The sequence below is a fragment of the Pedobacter sp. genome, from assembly GCF_965249885.1.
Lineage (GTDB): Bacteria > Bacteroidota > Bacteroidia > Sphingobacteriales > Sphingobacteriaceae > Pedobacter.
The window spans coordinates 3,935,195-3,956,742 of the sequence record NZ_OZ252254.1 but is presented as its reverse complement, the minus strand read 5'-3'; the positions used below and the strand labels follow the sequence as shown (position 1 = coordinate 3,956,742).

The following is a 21,548-nucleotide window of genomic DNA, read 5'->3' as shown; positions in this document are numbered from 1 at the left end:
TTTATCAAAATAAACCTTTAATTATTTGCACTAAAAGGGTATTTAACACGGTTTGAGGCGTTAAAAATAAAATACATTACTGGAAAAATATTGTAACACAAAACGAAACGAAACAAAAAAGGCACGAAAACTCGTGCCTTATATTTCTTTATTGCAAAAAAGCTATACTACAGTAACCGTAATACCAAGACCCTCCAAGTGGTTAATCATTTGTTGCGATATACCTTTATCTGTAATGATTTGATCTACATCTTCAAAACCGCAGATTTTGCCGAAACCCCGTTTACCAAACTTAGTTGAATCTGCAAGCACCACCACTTTCTGCGAAACTTTAATCATGTGGCGATTCAGATGTGCCTCCATTGCATTAGTGGTCGTAAAACCATGTTCTAAGTCTATGCCATCAACCCCTAAAAATAGTGTATTAAAGTAAAAATCCGAAAGCACCTGTTCTGCGTAAGAACCCATCACAGACGAAGAACTTTTTCTTAACAACCCACCCAACTGAATCACTTCTACCTCTGGCGCCCTTAAAAATTCCATCGATATAATAAGAGATGAAGTCACCACAGTGAGGTTCAAACCCGAAGGAACATTCTTTGCAAAATATAACAAGGTAGTACCTGATGCCACTACAATAGAATCATTGGCTTTCAATAATTTAGCAGCAGCCATACCAATCTTATTCTTTTCTGTGGATTGGATTTTTTCCTTCTCATTAACAGGACGATCTACAGTATACGGATTATTCAATGTAGCTCCACCGTGAGTCCTAAAAAGCAAATGTTTATCTTCCAGAAGCTTTAAGTCCTTCCTAATGGTTACGGAAGACACCTTCAGCTCTTTACATAGTTCAACAACGTTGATATATTGATCTTGCTGTATGCGATTAAGAATAAATTGATGCCTCTCGGCAAGTGTCATACTCATAGCCTTCATATTTAATCGCAAGTTAACAATTAATACAAAAACGCAATCCATATTTATCTAATTAAAATATTTCTAATAAATTTTAACTATTTCGAATTGTATTACGTATAATTGCTTATTGTTTCGTTTTATTACATTTAATTATGCAGAGAATTCATAATCATAACTTAATAGATAGGTCCGAGTGGGATATGATAATTATTGGAGGTGGGGCGACTGGATTGGGCACCGCTTTAGATGCAGCAAGCAGAGGACTGAAAACTTTATTAATAGAACAAGCTGATTTTGCTAAGGGAACTTCTAGCAGAAGTACAAAACTAGTTCATGGCGGCGTAAGGTATTTAGCTCAGGGTGATATTGCCCTAGTAAAGCACGCCTTGAAAGAACGTGGATTGATGCAAAAAAACGCAGCACATTTAGTACACAAAGAGGAATTTATTATTCCTTGCTACGATTGGTTTTCAGTAGCGAAATACCTTATTGGCTTAAAACTTTACGACTGGCTAGCTGGACGTTTCAGCTTCGGAACATCGAAATATTTCTCTAAAAAAGAAACGTTGAATATCATGCCCGGAATTAAAGAGAAAGGCTTAAAAGGCGCTATTAGATATTTCGACGGCCGATTTGATGATGCACGCTTAGCCATCAATATTGCCCAAACAGCAGCAGAACAAGGTGCCAAGTTGGTGAACTACATGAAAGTAACCAACCTAATTAAAGATGGCAATACAGTTAAGGGCATTAGCGCAACCGATTGCATCACCAATGAAAGTTATAGCTTTTATGGAAAGGTAATCATTAATGCTACCGGCGTTTTTGTTGACGACATTTTAAAAATGAACGATTCGAAAGCGAAGACAACCGTACGTCCTAGTCAGGGTGTTCACATTGTGCTTAAAAAGGAGTTCCTAAACAGCAACTCGGCACTGATGATCCCAAAAACATCGGATGGCAGGGTACTTTTTGCAGTGCAATGGCATGATCATCTATTAGTTGGAACTACTGACACCCCTTTAAACGAACACAGCCTGGAACCAAGAGCTTTAAAAGAAGAAACCAATTTTATCTTAAATACTGCTGGTACCTACTTCAAAACAAAACCAACAGAGACGGATATCCTAAGCGTTTTCTCAGGATTAAGGCCTTTAGCAGCACCGAGCGATAGCAATCCAAACAGTACAAAGGAAATTAGTAGAGATCATAAATTAATGGTATCAGCCAAAGGTTTAATTACCATTACTGGCGGAAAGTGGACAACGTATCGCCGCATGGCCGAAGAAACAGTTGACTTAGCCATTAAAGAAGGTGGATTGAACTTTACGGCCTGCCCTACCGAGAAATTACCGATACATGGCTGTCAAAATAATACTGGCGATAGTTATCTTAACATTTACGGATCAGATAGAAATGCAATTGAAAAGCTAATGCTGGAAAATCCGCAATTGAAAGAAAAACTACATCCTAATTTCCCTCATACACAGGCAGAAGTGGTTTGGAGTGTTAGAAATGAAATGGCCGAAACAGTAGAGGATATTTTGAGCAGACGCATGAGGATACTAATTATTGATGCAGTAGCCGCCATTGAAATGAGCAGCACCGTAGCTGCAATTATGGCGAAAGAAACAGGCGCTACCAAACAGTGGGAAGAAGAACAAGTGAAATCTTTTACTAAATTAGCGGAAGGTTACACTTACAAAACGAAAAGCAAAGTAGAAGAACAAGCTGCACTTGCAGTTTAGTAGCTTCGGCCAAATATAAACAGCTATGAGCAAGTACATTTTATCTCTGGATCAAGGGACTACAAGTTCGCGAGCTATTATTTTCGACCACTCGGGGGAAATAGTAGCAATAGCGCAGAAAGAGTTTACGCAGATTTATCCGCAAGCTGGCTGGGTTGAGCACAATCCGAACGAAATTTGGTCGACACAACTGGCCGTAGCTACAGAGGTAATTGCAAAGGCAGGCTTAAACGCTAAAGATATTGATGCGATAGGAATTACCAACCAACGCGAAACTACCGTGGTTTGGGATCGTAATACTGGAAAACCTATCTACAATGCGATAGTTTGGCAAGATAGAAGAACATCAGTTTATTGCAACGAAATTAAAAAGCAAGGCTTATCGGATAAAATCCAAAAGAAAACCGGACTGATCATCGACTCCTATTTTTCTGCAACCAAAGTAAAATGGATTCTGGAAAATGTAGACGGAGCAAAGGAAAAAGCCGATAACGGCGAGCTTGCTTTTGGAACCATAGATAGCTGGTTAATTTGGAATTTAACCGCTGGAAAAGTTCACATAACTGATGTCACTAACGCATCCAGAACCATGATCTACAATATTCATGATTTGACGTGGGACCAGGAGCTTTTAAATTTGTTCGGCATTCCAAGTTCGATGTTACCTGAAGTGAAATCGTCAAGTGAAGTTTATGGGCACACAGCAGGTAACATTCTTGCGGCGCAGCTTCCAATTGCAGGTATAGCTGGAGATCAGCAGTCGGCATTGTTTGGACAAATGTGTACCGAACCCGGCATGGTAAAAAATACCTACGGCACTGGCTGCTTCATGCTAATGAATATTGGAGAAGAAGCTAAAACATCATCGAATAATTTGTTGACCACCATCGCATGGCAAATCGATGGAAAGGTGAACTATGCTTTGGAAGGCAGCATCTTTATAGCTGGTGCAATTGTGCAATGGCTTAGAGATGAGCTTGGCATTATTCAAAAATCAGCCGATGTGGAGAAATTAGCTACACAGGTAGAAGATACGCAAGGTGTTTACATTGTACCTGCATTCGCGGGATTGGGCGCTCCCTACTGGAATCAGGAGGCGAGAGGAACCATAACCGGCATAACCAGAGGAACTAATAAAGCGCATATTGCCCGGGCAGCTATAGAAAGTATCGCTTACCAAACCATGGATGTGTTAAATGCCATGCAAGCTGATGCCGATACAGAAATCGCTGAACTGAGGGTTGATGGCGGCGCAACTGCCAATAACTTGTTAATGCAGTTTCAAGCTGATTTATTGAAAAGTAAAGTGATTAGGCCAGTTGTAACCGAAGTGACGGCTATTGGCGCAGCATATTTGGCTGGTTTGGCTACTGGTTTTTGGAAAGATATCGAGGAAATCAAATCTCAATGGAAGATTGACCAAACCTTTGTGGCCGATCAAGGTATAGACAATAGTAAACGCATAGATGGCTGGAAAAAAGCTGTTAAAGCAGCTATCGCAAATGCGGAATAATTAGGTATCTAATCGTTAAATTAGCTGACGATACGCTACAATATTGCAAATCAACCAAAAAACAACCAAACTAAAATGAACAGTTATATTGCAGAATTTATAGCCACCGCTATCATGATCTTTTTAGGTAATGGCGTTGTGGCCAATGTAGTTTTAACAGGCACTAAAGGCCAAAACAGTGGCTGGATCGTAATTACAACGGCCTGGGCTTTAGCAGTTTTCGTTGCGGTGGTAGTAGCTGGACCGCATAGTGGTGCCCACCTTAACCCAGCGGTAACCTTAGCATTGGCAATAGCAAATATGTTTGAATGGGCAAAAGTCCCTTTTTACATTTTGGCGCAATTAGGTGGTGCAATGACTGGATCGTTCCTAGTGTGGATTTTCTACAAAGATCACTTTGATGCAACACCAGATGCCGGATTGAAGGCTGCTCCATTTGCTACTGCACCTGCAATTTTGAATAAAAAATCGAACCTATTTTCAGAAATCCTGGGAACTTTTGTACTGATCTTCGTAATTTTTTACATCACAGGTGCTGAATTTGGAACCGAAAAAACACCAATTGGATTAGGATCGGTGGGTGCGCTTCCAGTAACATTTTTAGTTTGGGTAATTGGATTAAGTTTGGGCGGTACCACAGGATATGCAATCAATCCTGCTAGAGATTTAGGACCACGCATAGTGCACAGCATCATCCCAATGAAAGGTAAAGGCAGTAGCAATTGGCCTTACGCTTGGATTCCAGTTATAGGACCAATTATCGGCGCATCAATCGCGGCCTTGCTTCATCTTTATCTAAAAATTGGATAACTAATTTGCCACATACTTTTTTATTTCGGCAAACAAATCGTCTGGATGAAAAGGTTTAGAAAGATAGGCGTTCATACCGGCTTTCATCACTTCGTCAATTACTTGATTATTTACAGTGGCAGTTAAGGCAATTATCGGTGTGCTTGCCTTTGTCAGATTTGTCATACCTCTAATCATTTTAGCGGTTTCATATCCATCTAAAACAGGCATATAAAGATCCATCAAAATCAAATCATAACTATTTTTCTCTATCAATTTGATTGCTTCACTTCCATTGTCTGCCACCTCCGGATTGATATGCAAACGACTTAGTATCTTTCTCACCACCATAACATTTACCGAGTTGTCCTCCACTACCAATACATTAAATTCTGATAGATTCGGCAAAGCCAGCTTATCAGAAGCAATATCACTTTCATGTAAAACGGTTGTGTAAGAAAAAGTAATGCAGAAGCTAAAATTGGCCCCTCCTCCTACGGTACTATCAACAAAAATTTCTGACTGATGAAGCTTCAGCACTTTCTTAACAATTGGTAAGCCTAAGCCTGTTCCGCCGTAATTTCTTGTAATGCTTTTGGAAGCTTGCACAAATTCATTAAAAATTCCTTCCTGACTTTCTTTATCTATGCCAATGCCTGTATCAGCCACTATAAATTTAACTTTTACAGTATCACCGTTAAACATTAAACTGTCACAGGTTAAGCTTACGCTACCTTTTTCGGTAAACTTGATGGCGTTGTTTATCAAATTCAACAACACCTGGGTTAAACGTGTAGGATCGCCGATCAAAGAGATATGCTTGAGTTCTTCTGCGATGTCAACTTTAAAATTCAACTGTTTTTCTGCAGCTTTCAGTTTGGTGGCAGCATAAATATTAGCTACCAAACCAGAGAGGCTAAACGGAATGCGTTCCAACTCTACTACATCCGAATCCAATTTGTTGAAATCTAAAATGTCATTCACTAAGGTCAATAAGTTTTCGGCGGAGAATTTCAATACAGCGAGTGTTTCTTCTTGATCTGCTCTTGGATGCTGATGAATCAATACATTAGTAAGGCCCACCACACCGTTTAACGGCGTACGCAATTCGTGCGACATTGTAGACAAAAAATTCATTCGCACATTAGAAAGCTCCTTAATTTCGTCAACTGTAATTTTTAGCTTCTCATTAATCGCATTTAACTGATCTTTAGTTTCCATTAACTGCACAATATTGCCATTAAAAGACTTGAAAAAATAGTAGTGCAAAAACGAAATTACTACAAAATCAAAGGTTAAAACCAGTACATAAATAGGTTTTGCCACAACCTGAGGTCCTTGGCTGAAAAAGAAATAATCCAGTTGATTAAAAGATGCATCAATCAAAATTGGAATAATATTTAAACCAGCATAGAATAAACCCCAACGCGATCCGTGCATATAAAACCCCAACGCTGATGCCAACCAAACATATTGTAAAGTTGCTGCGTTGACACCATGAACATAAATAAACAAATTTGCCCATACGCCCAACAATGTAATTAGCATTAGAATGAAATGCGATACAATACGCCAAGAATTGGAAAAATACAAGACAATTAAGAGCGTTACTGTTGAAACACAGACTAAACAAGCTCTGATAAATTGCGGCATTTGGTTGGTATACAAATAACATACCGCTAACAAAATGCCAAGTAAAAAATAACCCAAAAGAAAATAAGGAAGTACTAAAGCTCTTGCTTGATTAATTGGGTCGGTTTCTCTTTCCTTGATTTTAGAAGTAAAGTTGCTTATTATAAACATAGTGCGTGTGGCACTAATTTAAGCATAGCTTTTATTAATGACACAATTATATTGTAAAAAACGAGGTGTCCGACGTTAGAAGGAGATAGCAAATATTGCTGAAGATGAGATGGATCTAAACTAAAATCCAATCAAATTTTATTTACAAACTTAACGATTGATCTTTTCTACCCGTCTAATTCAGTCTCATTTAGAAGCTTTGGATCACAAATTTCAACTTGTCCCCAGCTATTTCTTACAACTAACCAAATCATCCAAAAAACCAATAAGGCAGTGGTATAAAGCGAACCTTCCAAACCAAAACTGCCGCCAGAAAGATAGCTCAATCCTTGAGGACTTGCTTGTAAAACTCCTGGAACTACTATCCCACTTACGTGGTAACCAAAAATTAACCCTTGCGTTAAATTCCATCCAAAGTGAATGCCTACTGCCCAAAATATACTTTGTTGCTGTAACGTATAAATGCTGAGTAATATGCCCACTAAAAAGATGTTGGTTACCCCAACTGCACTCAAATCTGGATTAGCACCGTGAACCAAAACAAACAAGAAGCCATTAACTAAACAAGCAATCCATAATGCATACCGTTCGGCGAATGCCAACAACACAAAACTTCTAAATAGAAATTCTTCAGCAAGGGCGATGAGCAAATAATAAAAAACGTACAGTGCAAACGTAGAAAGCAAAATATGGGAAGGCTTAAATACGACAAAACCACTAAAATAAAGTACTGCCGAACATGCGGCTATCGCCAAAAAACCGATTACTGACCCTTTCAAAACATTTTGCAACGCCGCTTCTTTCCTTATAAATACCGAATAAAAATCAAGAAATGGAAACAATTTGAACATCATCAGCAGGCCACCTAATGTCGCTAGAAAGATGCTTAACTCTGATGACATATCGGCCAACAAGTCGTTCGGAGCCAACGGCAGCACATGCATATCCGCCAGCCAAACAAAAGGCACAAGACACAACACACAAAGGAAAAAAAACAGCAAAACTCTGAATATAGGTGTAAAGTGCTCCATGAGATTAGTGATTACTAAATGTTGCTTTCAATAAATCAACTACGGTTTTTTCGGTTCTAAAAGTAACATGATCAGCAGTTAGTTCATCAATTTTAATCCACCTGAAACTTTGCTCCTTACCTTCGTCAAAATCGAACGCTGTCGTTTTAAAGCTGAGGTTTAAAGGACTTACGGCTTTTACTAAGTAGTATATGCTGAGCACTTGACTATCGTTAAAAGATGATTTTTCAAAAAAATCCGTAGTGTAAAAATGGCTTAACACTTCTATTTCCGCTTCACATTCCTCCATAAACTCTCGCTTCAAACCGTCAATCAACCCCTCTCCAAGCTCTAAGCCGCCGCCAGGAAATTTGGTAAAACTAATCCCAGCAGCAAATTCATCGCTAAGTAGCAATTCATTTTTGTCGTTAATTAACAATCCGTATACTCTGACATTAAAATAACTCACTGGCTAAAATGTTTTTGGTTCTTGGTGACGTTTTCCATATCCCATTTAATTTCACCGTTAAATGCTTCGGCACGCACTGGACAATTGGCCATTTTGCAATAGTGACAACAAGCTGGCAAACAAGGGTCAGCATGAATAAACAATTCCGTTCGGTGTTCCAAAGATTGGTTGATCAATCGATCGATATCCGAAATTTCTTTATGCACAGCGTTCAAATCAAAGTAATAAGGCAGTGTAACATGGCAATCAATGTGCAAATCTGCGCCATATTGCTGCGCTCTCAAGTTGTGTATGTCTATCCAGCTCGGCTGGCGATTTTCCTGCAGCACTTCAACCACCCCTTTCACCAATTCCAGGTTGCTCTCGTCCATCAATCCGCCCACCGAGCGCCTGGTAAGTTTATACCCGTTAAAAATGATATAGATGCCAAGCCCGATAGAGATCACACTGTCTAACCATAAAATCTGGGTAAGCTGAATGATGATAATACCTGCAACTAAACCAGCACTACTCACCGCATCAGTTAGTAAATGCTTACCATCGGCTTCCAATGTTAAAGATTTGTTAGCTTTACCCGTTTTAATGAGGTACATGCCTACAATCATATTAACCAGCCCGGTGGCACCAATAATCAAAGCTCCATTATATAAATCAGATACTTCGTTGCCATAAAACAAACTGTAAATGGATTTCGCTAAAATTACAAAGCCAGCAATTCCAATGAGCACACCCTCCACAAATGCGGAAAAAAACTCAACTTTGCCGTGTCCATACGGGTGATTTTCATCTTTAGGCAGCGTAGCTAAATAAATACTGTAAAACGCAAAGCCACTCGCTAATACATTTACAATACTTTCGGCGGCATCCGTTAAAATCGCATTTGAGTTGGTGATGAAATACGCTACAAACTTTGCAAGCATCAGTAAAATGCTCACGCAAAGCGACAATAAAATGGCCTTTTTATTACTTGTCAAAACGATAGAATTTAAACCGCAAAGCTACGCTTTAATGCCTGATTTTTGCGAATTGTTTAAAAAACGATAGGATGAGAAAAAGATTGTAAAAATTCCAACAAAAGCTATTTAAACTTGCACAATTAATATAAAAAGACATCTTTTATTAGGGCTTTATAAATAAGGTTTTTATATTTGCTATCTCACAAAAAAATCATGAGCATTTTATCAGACAGAATAAACAACCTATCGGAATCAGCTACGCTAAAAATGACCAAATTGGGTCGCGAGCTAGCTGCAAAAGGCGTAAATGTAATCAGTTTAAGTGTTGGCGAGCCAGACTTTAACACACCAGACCATGTTAAAGAAGCTGCAAAAAAGGCTTTGGACGATAACTTTACACGCTACTCGCCAGTACCGGGATACCCAGAACTGCGCCAAGCGATTGTAAACAAGCTTAAAACTGAAAACAATTTGGATTATGATGCTTCGCAAATTGTGGTTTCAACAGGCGCTAAGCAATCACTTTCTAACGTGATACTAACCTTAATTAATCCCGGCGATGAAGTAATTATTCCTACGCCATACTGGGTTTCGTATTCAGAAATGGTGACCTTGGCCGAAGGTAAATCTGTTTTTATCAATACTTCTATTGAGAGTGATTTTAAAATTACCCCTGAACAGTTAGAGGCGGCAATTACGCCAAAAAGTAAGTTGTTCATGTTCTCTTCGCCAAATAACCCAACAGGTACGGTTTACAGCAAAGATGAACTAGCTGCTTTGGCAAAAGTTTTCGAAAAGCACCCTAATATCTTCATCCTATCAGATGAAATTTACGAGCACATCAATTTTGTGGATAAACACGAATCTATTGCTCAGTTCCCTAGCGTTAAGGATCGCGTAATCATTGTAAATGGTTTCTCTAAAGCCTTCGCTATGACTGGATGGCGCTTGGGTTACATCGCTGCAAGTAAAGAAATTGCCGCTGCTAACGATAAGCTACAAGGTCAAACTACCTCTGGTACTTGTTCTATTGCACAACGTGCTGGTATCGTAGCTTATGAGCAGGGCTTAGATTCGGTAAATGAAATGAAAAAAGCATTTGCCCGCCGCAGACAACTGGTTTACGACTTATTGAAAGATATTCCAGGTGTAAAAACCAACTTACCGGAAGGTGCCTTTTATTTCTTTCCAGAGATCAGTTCTTTCTTTGGTAAAAAAGACGCTGACGGTAATGTAATCAAAAACTCTAGCGATTTAGCGTTGTATCTTTTAAACGTTGGACACGTAGCTACTGTAGGAGGCGACAGCTTTGGTAACGACAACTACATCCGCTTATCTTACGCCGCTTCTGACGAAAGTTTAGTAGAGGCTTTAAGAAGAATTAAAGAAGCTTTGGGTAAGTTGAGCTAAACAACACCCAATAAAAATAGCAAAGCGCTCTGATTTATTATCAGGGCGCTTTTTTATTTGAAAAGCATATCTAATGCTTCTATTTACAGCCAGCCGGGCTATTCGTTTTTAGTCCTCATTACGCTACGCTGCACTGCGGGCTAACCACTTCTATCCCGTTTAAATACTTAGGCTTAGTTACCAATGGGTAAAACGCTAACTTCTAATGGCTTCTACGGGATCTAACCTTGACGCTGAAAAGGCGGGCCAAAAGCCAGAAATAATGCCAATAGCAACTGACACGCCAACACCCAACATTACATTACTGAAATATAGTGCGGCTTTAAAATCGGTAGTATTAGAAACCAAAAGCACGCCTAGATAAACCAGCAACAAGCCACATAAACCACCCATTAAGCATAAGGCAATAGCCTCAAAAATAAATTGGAACAAAATGAAATAGTTTTTAGCCCCTAGAGACTTTTGTATACCGATGATATTAGTCCTTTCTTTAACTGATACAAACATGATATTGGCAATACCGAAACCACCTACCAATATGGAAAATAAACCAATCACCCATCCGCCTACGTTAATTGCTGAAAACATGATATCTAATTGATTGGAGAGCATGGTGGTTTTGTTTAATGAAAAATCATCTTCCTGCCCTGGACTAATCCTTCTAATGGCCCGCATCTGTCCTTGCAATTCGCCTTCTACTTCTTCAAAACTTACGTTTTCTTTGCCTCTAACCGTTACCTGAGGGTTATATCTTTCGCTGCTTACGTCAAAAATCCCTCTAGCTAATACCATCGGAATCAGTACGTTCTTATCCTGCGACATGCCCAGCATATCCTCACCTTCTTTTTTGAAAACGCCAATGACCGTTACTCTTCGGCCCATCAATTTGATCTGCTTTCCAACTGGATCAGCCTCACCAAATAATCCTTCTGCTACTTCCGCCCCCATAATACATACGGGACTTCCAGATTGACTTTCGTTTTCGGTAAAATACCTACCCGAGGCAAATTCTAAATTCCAAGTTTTATCGTACTCGAAGGTGGCGGCATTTAAATTCACACCTTCTACAGAACTGCTGCCGTACTTTATCGTACGATTGCTAGCTGAAATTTCAAAACAAACACCTTGTGCAGTTTCCATCCTTTCTTTCAAAGCCAAGTAATCGCGGTAAGAAGGCTCAGGACGATTAATGTATTTCCACCAAGGGTAGCTATCGCCGAAAATCCAAGGCCATTTTTGCACAAATAAAGTATTTGATCCCAATTTATCTACGCTAGACTGTATTTGATTTCTCATGGTATCAACCGCTGTAAACACAGCGATGATAATGAAAATACCAATAGTAATTCCAAGTAAAGAAAGCGATGTACGCAATTTATTTTGGCGAAGCGCATCCCAGGCAAATCTGAAACTCTCTCCAATAAGTCTAAAAACTAGCAGCATAACGGTTAGACCAAATGTAATGAAAAAGGTTACAGCATAGTTCAGTTAAAGTAAAAATTATAGAATGTCCGTAATTTCTAATAAGCCTTTTTTTAAGCGCTATGTCATTCCAACTTTAGAAAGAATCTATACTTTGGCAATTACAGGAATAGATTTTTGAAATTCTCAGGAATGATAAATGCGAGATTAGCCTGACAACTACAATCCAAAATTATAACCATTGCATGTAAGGATGCTAAGCTAAGCGCAAAGCATTTTTTCCTTATTTATAACTACTATGAAACAATGCACAACTAAATGTGGTTGAGCTTATATATTCTTACATCTATTTGACTGATATTTAATTACCAAAACCAAATATTATTTCCTAAATTTGCGCCCTAATTTAGTATATCCGAAAATATGAAGTTATCTCAATTCAAATTCAATTTACCTGATTCGCTATTAGCAAACGATCCTGCTGAAGAAAGAGACGAAGCTCGTTTAATGGTGGTTCACAAGGACACCGGCAAGATTGAACACAAAATCTTTAAAGACGTGTTAGGTTATTTTGATGATAAAGACGTAATGATACTTAATAACACCAAAGTTTTTCCAGCACGCTTGTACGGCAACAAAGAAAAAACTGGTGCTACCATTGAGGTGTTTTTATTACGCGAATTGAATAAAGAATTACGTTTATGGGATGTATTGGTTGATCCAGCTCGTAAAATTCGTGTTGGCAACAAGCTTTATTTCGGAGACAATGATTTATTAGTTGCTGAAGTTGTAGATAACACTACTTCTCGTGGTCGTACCATTCGTTTCTTATTTGATGGAACTGACGAAGAATTCAGAAGAAACGTGGAAATTTTAGGTGAAACTCCACTCCCTAAGTATATCAAGCGCAAAGCTACTGAAAAGGATAAAGAGCGTTACCAAACCATTTTCGCAAAACACGAAGGTGCTGTAGCGGCTCCTACTGCTGGTTTACACTTCAGTAGAGAGTTAATGAAACGCTTAGAACTAAAAGGTGTAGAATTTGCTGAAGTAACCTTACACGTTGGTTTAGGTACGTTCCGCCCGGTTGAAGTAGAAGATTTAACTAAGCACAAAATGGATTCTGAGCAATTCATTATTGAACAAAAAGATGCTGATATCGTAAACAAAGGCATTGAAGATAAAAGAAAAATTTGCGCTGTTGGAACTACTTCAATGCGTGCCATCGAATCTGCAGTATCTGCAAATAAAACGTTAAAGGCTGCTAATGATTGGACAAGCAAGTTCATCTTCCCTCCTTACGATTTTAGTATTGCAAATTCAATGATCACCAACTTCCACACACCTGAATCTACTTTATTGATGATGGTATCAGCGTTTGGTGGTTACGAAAACATCATGAACGCTTACGAAGTAGCTGTAAAAGAGAAATATCGTTTCTACAGCTACGGAGATGCGATGTTGATTATATAGTTTAGTAAACAAGTATTTAGTAGTTAGTATTTAGAACGCTTTCTTATACTAAAAACCATAGAAACAAGTTATCATTACAACTGTTCTAATTACTGAATACTAATAGCTAAATACCAATAAATATGAAATTTTACGCAATAATTGTCGCTGGTGGATCGGGTAAAAGGATGCAAACTGCGGTAGCCAAACAATTTTTATTGCTTAACGAGAAGCCTGTGATGATGCATACATTACAGGCTTTTCATTTTTCAGAAGTTCAGCCAGAAATTATCGTAGTACTTTCAAAAGACGATCACGACTACTGGAGAGAACTTTGTCAAAAATACAATTTCAATATTCCGCATACTTTAGTTGAAGGAGGAAAAGAACGCTTTCATTCAGTAAGAAACGGCTTGATGTCCATCAAAGAAGATGGCGTGGTTGCCATACATGATGCTGTGAGGCCAGTAGTAAATACTAGCTTAATTACTTCAACCTTCAAACACGCGTTAGAAGTTGGCAATGCCATTCCTGTGGTAAGGCCAAGCGACTCTGTTCGGGAAATTGAATCTACTGGAAGTAAAATTTTAAATCGCGACAAGCTGGTGCTTATTCAAACACCGCAGACTTTCGATTTAGGACAGCTTCGTATTGCGTACCAACAATCCTTCTCTCCTATTTTCACTGATGATGCCTCCGTAGTTGAGGCGGCTGGTTTTCCTATCAACCTAGTGGAAGGAAACAGAAACAACATCAAAATCACTTATCCTGAAGATTTGGAATTGGCGAGTTTTTTAATGAAGAATAATATTCCTGGATAAGTAATTTACAAGATATTTGTAAGTATATTTCTTTGAAGCCGTAGAACCTAGGCTGCAGCACCTCCGCTACGAAAAATACATAAACTTTCAAAAGTACTTCGCTACTTACCCTCTCTGCCCTTTGGGCATCTCTCCCTAAAAGGGAGAGAACAGTGCATGGGAAAGTAATAGGAAAAGGTACGGCGAGGCTGCAAGAGTCTGGATCGCAGTGCCTCTGCCAAAAAAGCACAAACTTTCAAAAGTACTTCTTTCGTCCCTACGGGGAGAGATGCCGATAGGCAGAGAGGGGCTGGAAACATACAGACACTGTTTAAGCTACTTACCCTCTCTGCCCTTTGGGCATCTCTCCCTAAAAGGGAGAGAGCAGCATATGGGAAAGTAATAGGAAAAGGTACGGCGGAGCTGCAAGAGTCTGGATCGCAGCACCTCTGCCAAAAAAGCACAAACTTTCAAAAGTACTTCTCTCGCCCCTACGGGGAGAGATGCCGATAGGCAGAGAGGGGCTGGAAACATACAGACACTGTTTACGCTACTTACCCTCTCTACCCTTTGGGCATCTCTCCCTAAAAGGGAGAGAACAGCATATGGGAAAGTAACAGGAAAAGCTACTTTAGGGCTGCACGAGTCTGCATTGCAGCGCCTCTGCCAAAAAAAGCACAAACTTTTAAAAGTACTTCTTTCGTCCCTACGGGGAGAGAACAGCATATGGGAAAGCAATAGGAAAAGGTACGGCGGAGCTGCAAGAGTCTGGATCGCAGCACCTCTGCCAAAAAAGCACAAACTTTCAAAAGTACTTCTCTCGCCCCTACGGGGAGAGATGCCGATAGGCAGAGAGGGGCTGGAAACATACAGACACTGTTTACGCTACTTACCCTCTCTGCCCTTTGGGCATCTCTTCCTAAAAGGGAGAGAACAGCATATGGGAAAGTAACAGGAAAAGCTACTTTGGGGCTGCACGAGTCTGCATTGCAGCGCCTCTGCCAAAAAAAGCACAAACTTTTAAAAGTACTTCTTTCGTCCCTACGGGGAGAGAACAGCATATGGGAAAGCAATAGGAAAAAGGTACGGCGGAGCTGCAAGAGTCTGGATTGCAGCGCCTCTGCCAAAAAAGCACAAACTTTCAAAAGTACTTCTCTCGCCCCCACGGGGAGAGATGCCGATAGGCAGAGCGGGGAATAATTAATTAAAAAAAGGCCCAAACGAAATTCGCCTGGACCTTGGTTTGTAAAAGTATAAAAGCAAATTCTTTAGGCGTACGCTACGGCATCTTTGGAAGGCAACTTGCTAAAACCCATCAAGTATTCGTCTACCTTTCTAGCAGTTTCTCTACCTTCGGATATAGCCCATACTACCAATGATTGTCCTCTACGCATATCGCCAGCGGCAAAAATTTTAGGTATGTTGGTTTGATACTGACCTTCGATAGCTTTAACATTACCTCTTTCATCTAAATCAACGCCTAACTTTTCGACTAAGCCTTGTTTTTGAGGATGCAAGAAACCCATAGCCAATAGCACTAGCTCGCAAGGATATTCCTTTTCAGTTCCTTCAACTTCTTTGAAACCTAAGGGACGACCAGTAGCAGCATCAATATCCCACTCCACGTCAATCACTTTCAATGCTTTTAAATTGCCATTTTCATCCTTTATAAACTCTTTGGTATTTACCGACCAAGCTCTTTGCGCACCTTCCTCATGCGAGGTAGTTACTTTCAACAACATTGGATAGCTTGGCCAAGGCATGTGCGCAGTACGCATTTGAGGCGGCATAGGCATAATTTCAAACTGCGTAACCGATTTCGCACCATGGCGATTGGAAGTACCGATACAATCAGAACCTGTATCACCACCACCAATTACAATCACGTTTTTACCTGTGGCTAAAATCTCTTCAACTTCCACTTTACGACCACCAACACGTTTATTTTGCTGTTTTAGGAAATCCATTGCAAAATGAACACCCTTAGCTTCACGACCCGGCAAAGGCAAGTCACGAGGAATGGTAGAACCACCCGCCAGCACAATAGCTTGGTAATCGCGTAGCAACGTACTTATTTCTACATTTTCACCCACATTGGCATTACACTGAAACGTAACTCCCTCTTCTTCCATTAATTTGATCCTTCTTTCCACTACATCTTTCTGCAACTTAAAATCTGGAATACCATAACGCAGTAAGCCTCCAGGAACATCATCACGCTCAAAAACGACCACTTCGTGGCCAGCTTTGTTCAATTGTGCAGCTGCTGCTAATCCGGCCGGACCAGAACCTACCACAGCGACTTTTTTTCCGGTACGAATCAATGGCGCATCGGCTTTGATATAGCCCTTTTCAAAAGCAATTTCAATGATATGCTTTTCAATTTCTTCAATAGAAACTGGAGATTTATTGATACCCAATACACAAGCACTTTCACAAGGAGCCGGACAAATCCGTCCTGTAAACTCTGGAAAATTATTTGTGCTTAGCAAAATCTCCGCTGCTTGCAACCATTTCCCTTGGTAAACGGCGTCATTAAATTCTGGAATTACATTACCCAACGGGCAACCCGACTGGCAAAAAGGCACTCCACAATCCATACAACGTCCTGATTGCTTATTCAACTCATCAGATGGCAACAAGGAAACAAATTCATCGTAATGTTTTAAACGCTCTTGAGGCGCTTGTTTTGAAGGCGAAACTCTTTCGTATTCAAAAAATCCTGTCACTTTTCCCATCTTAGTTAATTTTTACTTGTTGACGTTGTAATAAAACCGCTTTATATTCTCTAGGGAAAACCTTCACAAAATGTCTAGATTGATTTTCCCAATCACTTAGGATAAATTCCGCCACTTTACTGTTGGTTAACCTCAAATGGTTCTTCAACAAAGTGGTGATTCTTGCTTCATCTTCTGCTTGCAGCGGATCTAAGTCCACCATTTCAGGATTACATTTGTTAGCGAAGGTCTTACTTGTATCGTAGATCCATGCAATACCACCGCTCATTCCAGCAGCGAAATTACTTCCAGTATCTCCCAACACCAATACCTCGCCTCCAGTCATGTACTCGCAGCCGTGGTCGCCCACACCTTCAACTACTGCTGTTGCTCCCGAATTACGTACCGCAAAACGCTCACCAGCCTTACCTCTCACATACAATTCGCCAGATGTCGCACCGTAAAGCGCTACGTTCCCAATCAATATATTTTGCTCTGGCACGTAAGTAATCTTAGCGAATGGATAAACCACCAGTTTTGCTCCGGACAGTCCCTTACCAACATAGTCGTTACCTTCGCCCTCCAAAGTAAGTGTTAAACCTTTGGTAGAAAATGCACCGAAACTTTGGCCTGCAGACCCTAAACATTTGAAGTTGATGGTATCTGGTGGCAATCCGGCACTTTTGTGCACTTTAGAAATTTCGTTAGACAGCATTGTACCAATAGACCTGTCCGTATTTTTAACGTTGAAGTTAGCAAAAACAGGTTCATTGTTCTGAATTGCAGGTTGTGCAGCGGCAATCAACTGATGATCCAGCACTTTATCTAAACCATGATCTTGCGATTCAGTATTATATAATGGAAGTCCATTTGCAGGCTCTTTATATAAAATTGGCGATAAATCCACATATTTCAATTTCCAATCCTCTTCTGCAAAATCTCTCACCTTTAGCAAATCAGACTGTCCAATCATCTCATTTACAGTTCTGAAACCTAATTCAGCCATTAATTCTCTTACTTCTTGAGCCAAGAAATAAAATAAATTAACTACGTGGTCGGCTTCGCCAGTAAATAGTTTTCTCAAGTTAGGATCTTGAGTAGCTACACCTACAGGACAAGTATTCAAATGACACTTACGCATCATAATACATCCCGTGGTTACCAATGCAGCAGTAGCTACACCCCATTCTTCTGCGCCTAATAATGCTGCAATAACAATGTCTCTTCCTGTTTTTAACTGACCATCGGCTTGCAGTACTACCCTGCTTCTCAAACGATTTTTCACTAATGTTTGATGCGCTTCTGCCAAGCCTAGTTCCCAAGGCAAGCCGGCGTGCTGTATAGAGGTAAGTGGCGAAGCGCCCGTACCGCCATCATAACCCGATACTAAAATGACATCCGCATGCGCTTTAGCAACACCAGCTGCAATAGTTCCAACACCAGCTTTAGAGACCAACTTCACGTTAATTCTAGCAGCACGATTGGCATTTTTCAAATCGTAAATCAGCTGTGCTAAATCTTCGATAGAATAAATATCATGATGTGGTGGCGGCGAAATTAAACCAACACCTGGCGTAGAGTGACGAACTTTTGCAATCCAATCATCCACTTTGTGACCAGGCAGCTGACCGCCTTCCCCAGGTTTTGCACCTTGAGCCATCTTGATTTGCAGCTCGTCCGCATTGGTTAAATAATAACTGGTTACGCCAAAACGAGCAGAAGCAATTTGTTTAATTGCCGAACGCATTGAGTCGCCATTGGCTAAAGTTTGGTAACGAATTTCATCCTCACCACCTTCGCCAGTGTTACTTTTACCACCAATCCTATTCATCGCGATAGCTAACGTAGAGTGCGCCTCGTGAGATATTGATCCAAAAGACATTGCTCCTGTAGCGAATCTTTTGAAGATATTCTCGATTGGTTCCACCTCATCAATGCTAATGGATGGGCGACTGTAATTGAAATCAAACAACCCTCTAATGGTATAAGCTTGCGTAGTTTGTTCGTTTACTAGCTTAGAATATTTTTTAAATGTAGCAAAGTCTTTTCTACGGGTAGCATTCTGTAATAAGTGGATGGTTTCTGGGTTAAACAAATGTTTTTCCCCGCGTCTTCTCCATTTATAAGTACCACCAGCAGTTAAAATATGCTCTGTTTGCGTATGCTTTCCGAAAATGCGGTTATGCTTAATTAAAGCCTCTTGCGCAATTTCATCTAGGCCTAAGCCACCAATACGCGATACTGCTCCTGTAAAGTAAGTATTAACTACTTGTTGGTTCAATCCAAGAATTTCGAAAATCTGCGCACCGTGGTACGACTGTAACGTAGAAATCCCCATTTTAGAGAAGATCTTCAGCAATCCATCTTTAACAGATTTGATATAGTTATAGTTCAACTTGTCTTGTGTTAAACCACTCTCCTTCTGGAACGTATTAATGGTTTCAAGCGCCAAATACGGATTTACCGCCGTTGCGCCAAAACCAATTAGCGTAGCAAAATGATGAACTTCCCAAACATCTCCAGCTTCTACTACAATTCCTACCGCACCTCTGTAACCTTTTCTAATTAAGTGGTGATGAACTGCAGAAACTGCTAATAAAGAAGGAATTGCAGCATGGGTGGAATCTAGAGCTCTATCACTCAAAATGATCACTTGAAAGCCATCCTCTACAGCATCCACTGCATAACGGCACAAACGATCTAAAGCTTTTTGTAGTGAACCCGCCTTACCATCAGCTCTAAAATACATCTGCAAAGTTTTCGATTGGAAAAGTCCAGTATCGATACTTCTCAGCTTTTCCAGCTCTGGATTGGTTAAAATTGGATGCGGTATACCTACACAATGGCATTGCATCTGATTTTCTTCCAATAGGTTTCCGTTGTTTCCCATAAATCCAGCCAAGCTCATTACCACCCTTTCACGAATAGGATCAATTGGCGGATTGGTTACCTGAGCAAACAACTGCTTGAAATAGGACGACAAATGTTGAGGTTGTTTAGATAGCACCGCCAAAGGCGTATCGGTTCCCATTGAGCCAATAGCCTCTTTACCTTCAATGGCCATTGGTTTGATTAACAAGTCGATATCTTCTCTGGTATAACCGAAAACTTGCTGATAATTAAATATCGATTCTTCTGATAAATTGGTAAACATTACCCTTGGTTCAGGCAATTCTTCCAATTTAATTTGATATTGATTGATCCAATCTGCATATGGTCGGCGACCGCAAATTTGTTTTTTAATCTCTTCATCACTAATGATGCGCCCCTGTTCCATGTCAACTACAAACATTTTACCAGGGGTTAGCCTACCCTTTTCAATAACCGTGCTTTGGTCAATCTCAACCGCTCCCGATTCAGATGCCATAATTACACGATCATCGCTAGTTAACGCATAACGCGAAGGACGTAAGCCGTTTCTATCCAAGGTTGCTCCAATTAAGTTGCCATCGGTAAATGCAATGGCAGCAGGACCATCCCAAGGTTCCATTAACGAAGCGTGGAACTGATAGAATGCCCGTTTTAAAGGATCCATATCTTTGTTTCCATCCCAAGCTTCAGGAATCAACATCATCAACACATGTGGCAACGAGCGGCCAGCATGCAATAATAATTCAACTACATTATCTAAACATCCCGAATCTGACTGGGTTTCATCAATCACCGGCAAAATCATGTTCAACTCCTCCGGAGTAAAATATGGTGATGCAAATGATTTCACACTAGAGCGAAACCAGTTCAAATTTCCTTGTAACGTATTGATTTCACCATTATGGGCAATATGCCTGAAAGGTTGCGCCAAACGCCAAGAAGGGAAGGTATTAGTGGCAAAACGAGAATGCACCAAACCGAAAGCCGAAACCATGCGCTTATCGCTAAGCTCGGTGTAATAGGTGCGCACCTGCAAAGAAGTAAGCTGTCCTTTATACACAATGGTTCGCGACGAGAATGACGCTATGTAAAAATCTTGCTTGCTATCCTTTACAGCACTGTAAATAGTTTTCGTAACGTAAGTTTTTAGCACAAACAACTTACGTTCAAAATCAGCACCAGCAGCAACATGATAAGGCCTTGAAACAAATACTTGTTCAATTTCAGGCTCTACAGATAAAGCCATCTGACCAATATCAGTAGTATCTACCTGAACTTTTCTGAAACCAAGCACTTCAAAGCCCAATTTTTCAGCTGTGCGATAAATAATTTCTCGACATTCCTCTCTAGCCCTAATTTCTTTAGGCATAAAAAGCATGCCTACGCCGTAGTCGCCATATGCCGGCAAACTAAAACCCGTACGTAAACATTCGTCAAATAAAAATTCGTGGGGAACCTGTATCATGATACCGGCACCATCTCCGGTATTAGGCTCAGCACCACATGCGCCACGGTGATCCAAATTCTCCAAAATGGTCAGCGCATCTGAAATGTTCTGATGTGATTTTCTCCCTTTCACATGGGCAACAAAACCTATACCGCAAGCGTCGTGCTCAAAACTACTGCGGTACAAACCTTGCTGTACATTTAAATTTTCCATTTATTAG

Annotated in this window: 14 protein-coding genes; 6 read left to right on the top strand and 8 right to left on the bottom strand. The window is 40.2% G+C overall.

All coding sequences use genetic code 11. The annotated features are described in order from the left end of the window. Nucleotides 1-162 precede the first annotated feature (162 nt). Nucleotides 163-924, bottom strand: a complete 762-nt coding sequence (locus ACY2A0_RS16695; RefSeq protein WP_461791073.1) for a DeoR/GlpR family DNA-binding transcription regulator — start codon at nt 922-924, stop codon at nt 163-165. A gap of 149 nt (nt 925-1,073) precedes the next feature. Here ACY2A0_RS16695 and ACY2A0_RS16690 point away from each other — a divergent pair, with 149 nt between their 5' ends. The 3 genes from ACY2A0_RS16690 (at nt 1,074) to ACY2A0_RS16680 (ending at nt 4,992) form a co-directional block, all read left to right on the top strand. Next, complete coding sequence (locus ACY2A0_RS16690; protein WP_461790514.1) at nt 1,074-2,669, top strand: glycerol-3-phosphate dehydrogenase/oxidase; 1,596 nt, start codon at nt 1,074-1,076, stop codon at nt 2,667-2,669. A 25-nt stretch (nt 2,670-2,694) separates the two neighbouring features. Beyond that, nucleotides 2,695-4,182, top strand: a complete 1,488-nt coding sequence (gene glpK / locus ACY2A0_RS16685) for a glycerol kinase GlpK (protein ID WP_461790513.1) — start codon at nt 2,695-2,697, stop codon at nt 4,180-4,182. 75 nt (nt 4,183-4,257) lie between these two features. Further along, complete coding sequence (locus ACY2A0_RS16680; protein ID WP_461790512.1) at nt 4,258-4,992, top strand: MIP/aquaporin family protein; 735 nt, start codon at nt 4,258-4,260, stop codon at nt 4,990-4,992. Here ACY2A0_RS16680 and ACY2A0_RS16675 read toward each other — a convergent pair whose 3' ends face one another. From ACY2A0_RS16675 to ACY2A0_RS16660, 4 genes are all read right to left on the bottom strand, one after another. Then, the gene (locus tag ACY2A0_RS16675; RefSeq protein WP_461790511.1) at nt 4,993-6,774 is read right to left on the bottom strand and encodes a response regulator; all 1,782 of its coding nucleotides are present in this window, start codon (nt 6,772-6,774) and stop codon (nt 4,993-4,995) included. 167 nt (nt 6,775-6,941) lie between these two features. Then, on the bottom strand, nt 6,942-7,805 hold the full coding sequence (locus ACY2A0_RS16670) for a lysostaphin resistance A-like protein (RefSeq protein WP_461790510.1): 864 nt from the start codon (nt 7,803-7,805) through the stop codon (nt 6,942-6,944). A gap of 4 nt (nt 7,806-7,809) precedes the next feature. Next, on the bottom strand, nt 7,810-8,253 hold the full coding sequence (locus ACY2A0_RS16665; protein WP_461790509.1) for an NUDIX domain-containing protein: 444 nt from the start codon (nt 8,251-8,253) through the stop codon (nt 7,810-7,812). Continuing rightward, entirely contained in the window at nt 8,250-9,227 is a 978-nt protein-coding gene (locus ACY2A0_RS16660) for a cation diffusion facilitator family transporter (RefSeq protein ID WP_461790508.1), read from the bottom strand. Before ACY2A0_RS16660 ends, ACY2A0_RS16665 begins: the two co-directional genes overlap by 4 nt. A gap of 195 nt (nt 9,228-9,422) precedes the next feature. Here ACY2A0_RS16660 and ACY2A0_RS16655 point away from each other — a divergent pair, with 195 nt between their 5' ends. Beyond that, the gene (locus ACY2A0_RS16655) at nt 9,423-10,619 is read left to right on the top strand and encodes a pyridoxal phosphate-dependent aminotransferase (protein ID WP_427528445.1); all 1,197 of its coding nucleotides are present in this window, start codon (nt 9,423-9,425) and stop codon (nt 10,617-10,619) included. A gap of 195 nt (nt 10,620-10,814) precedes the next feature. Here the strand turns inward: ACY2A0_RS16655 and ACY2A0_RS16650 are convergent, their stop codons facing one another. Beyond that, entirely contained in the window at nt 10,815-12,059 is a 1,245-nt protein-coding gene (locus ACY2A0_RS16650) for an ABC transporter permease (protein WP_461791072.1), read from the bottom strand. A gap of 405 nt (nt 12,060-12,464) precedes the next feature. On the opposite strand from ACY2A0_RS16650, the gene queA reads away from it, so the two are divergent. Continuing rightward, nucleotides 12,465-13,514 (top strand): tRNA preQ1(34) S-adenosylmethionine ribosyltransferase-isomerase QueA, encoded by a 1,050-nt coding sequence (queA, locus tag ACY2A0_RS16645; protein WP_113634716.1) that lies wholly within the window; start codon nt 12,465-12,467, stop codon nt 13,512-13,514. Nucleotides 13,515-13,636: 122 nt separating this feature from the next. Further along, a complete protein-coding gene (locus ACY2A0_RS16640) occupies nt 13,637-14,314 on the top strand; it encodes a 2-C-methyl-D-erythritol 4-phosphate cytidylyltransferase (RefSeq protein ID WP_461790507.1) in 678 nt (225 codons plus the stop codon). Between the two features lie 1,247 nt (nt 14,315-15,561). Here ACY2A0_RS16640 and ACY2A0_RS16635 read toward each other — a convergent pair. Together ACY2A0_RS16635 and gltB are read right to left on the bottom strand one after the other, a co-directional pair. Next, nucleotides 15,562-17,031, bottom strand: a complete 1,470-nt coding sequence (locus tag ACY2A0_RS16635) for a glutamate synthase subunit beta (protein WP_461790506.1) — start codon at nt 17,029-17,031, stop codon at nt 15,562-15,564. Nucleotide 17,032: 1 nt separating this feature from the next. After that, nucleotides 17,033-21,541 (bottom strand): glutamate synthase large subunit, encoded by a 4,509-nt coding sequence (gene gltB / locus ACY2A0_RS16630; protein WP_461791709.1) that lies wholly within the window; start codon nt 21,539-21,541, stop codon nt 17,033-17,035. Between the last annotated feature and the right edge of the window lie 7 nt (nt 21,542-21,548).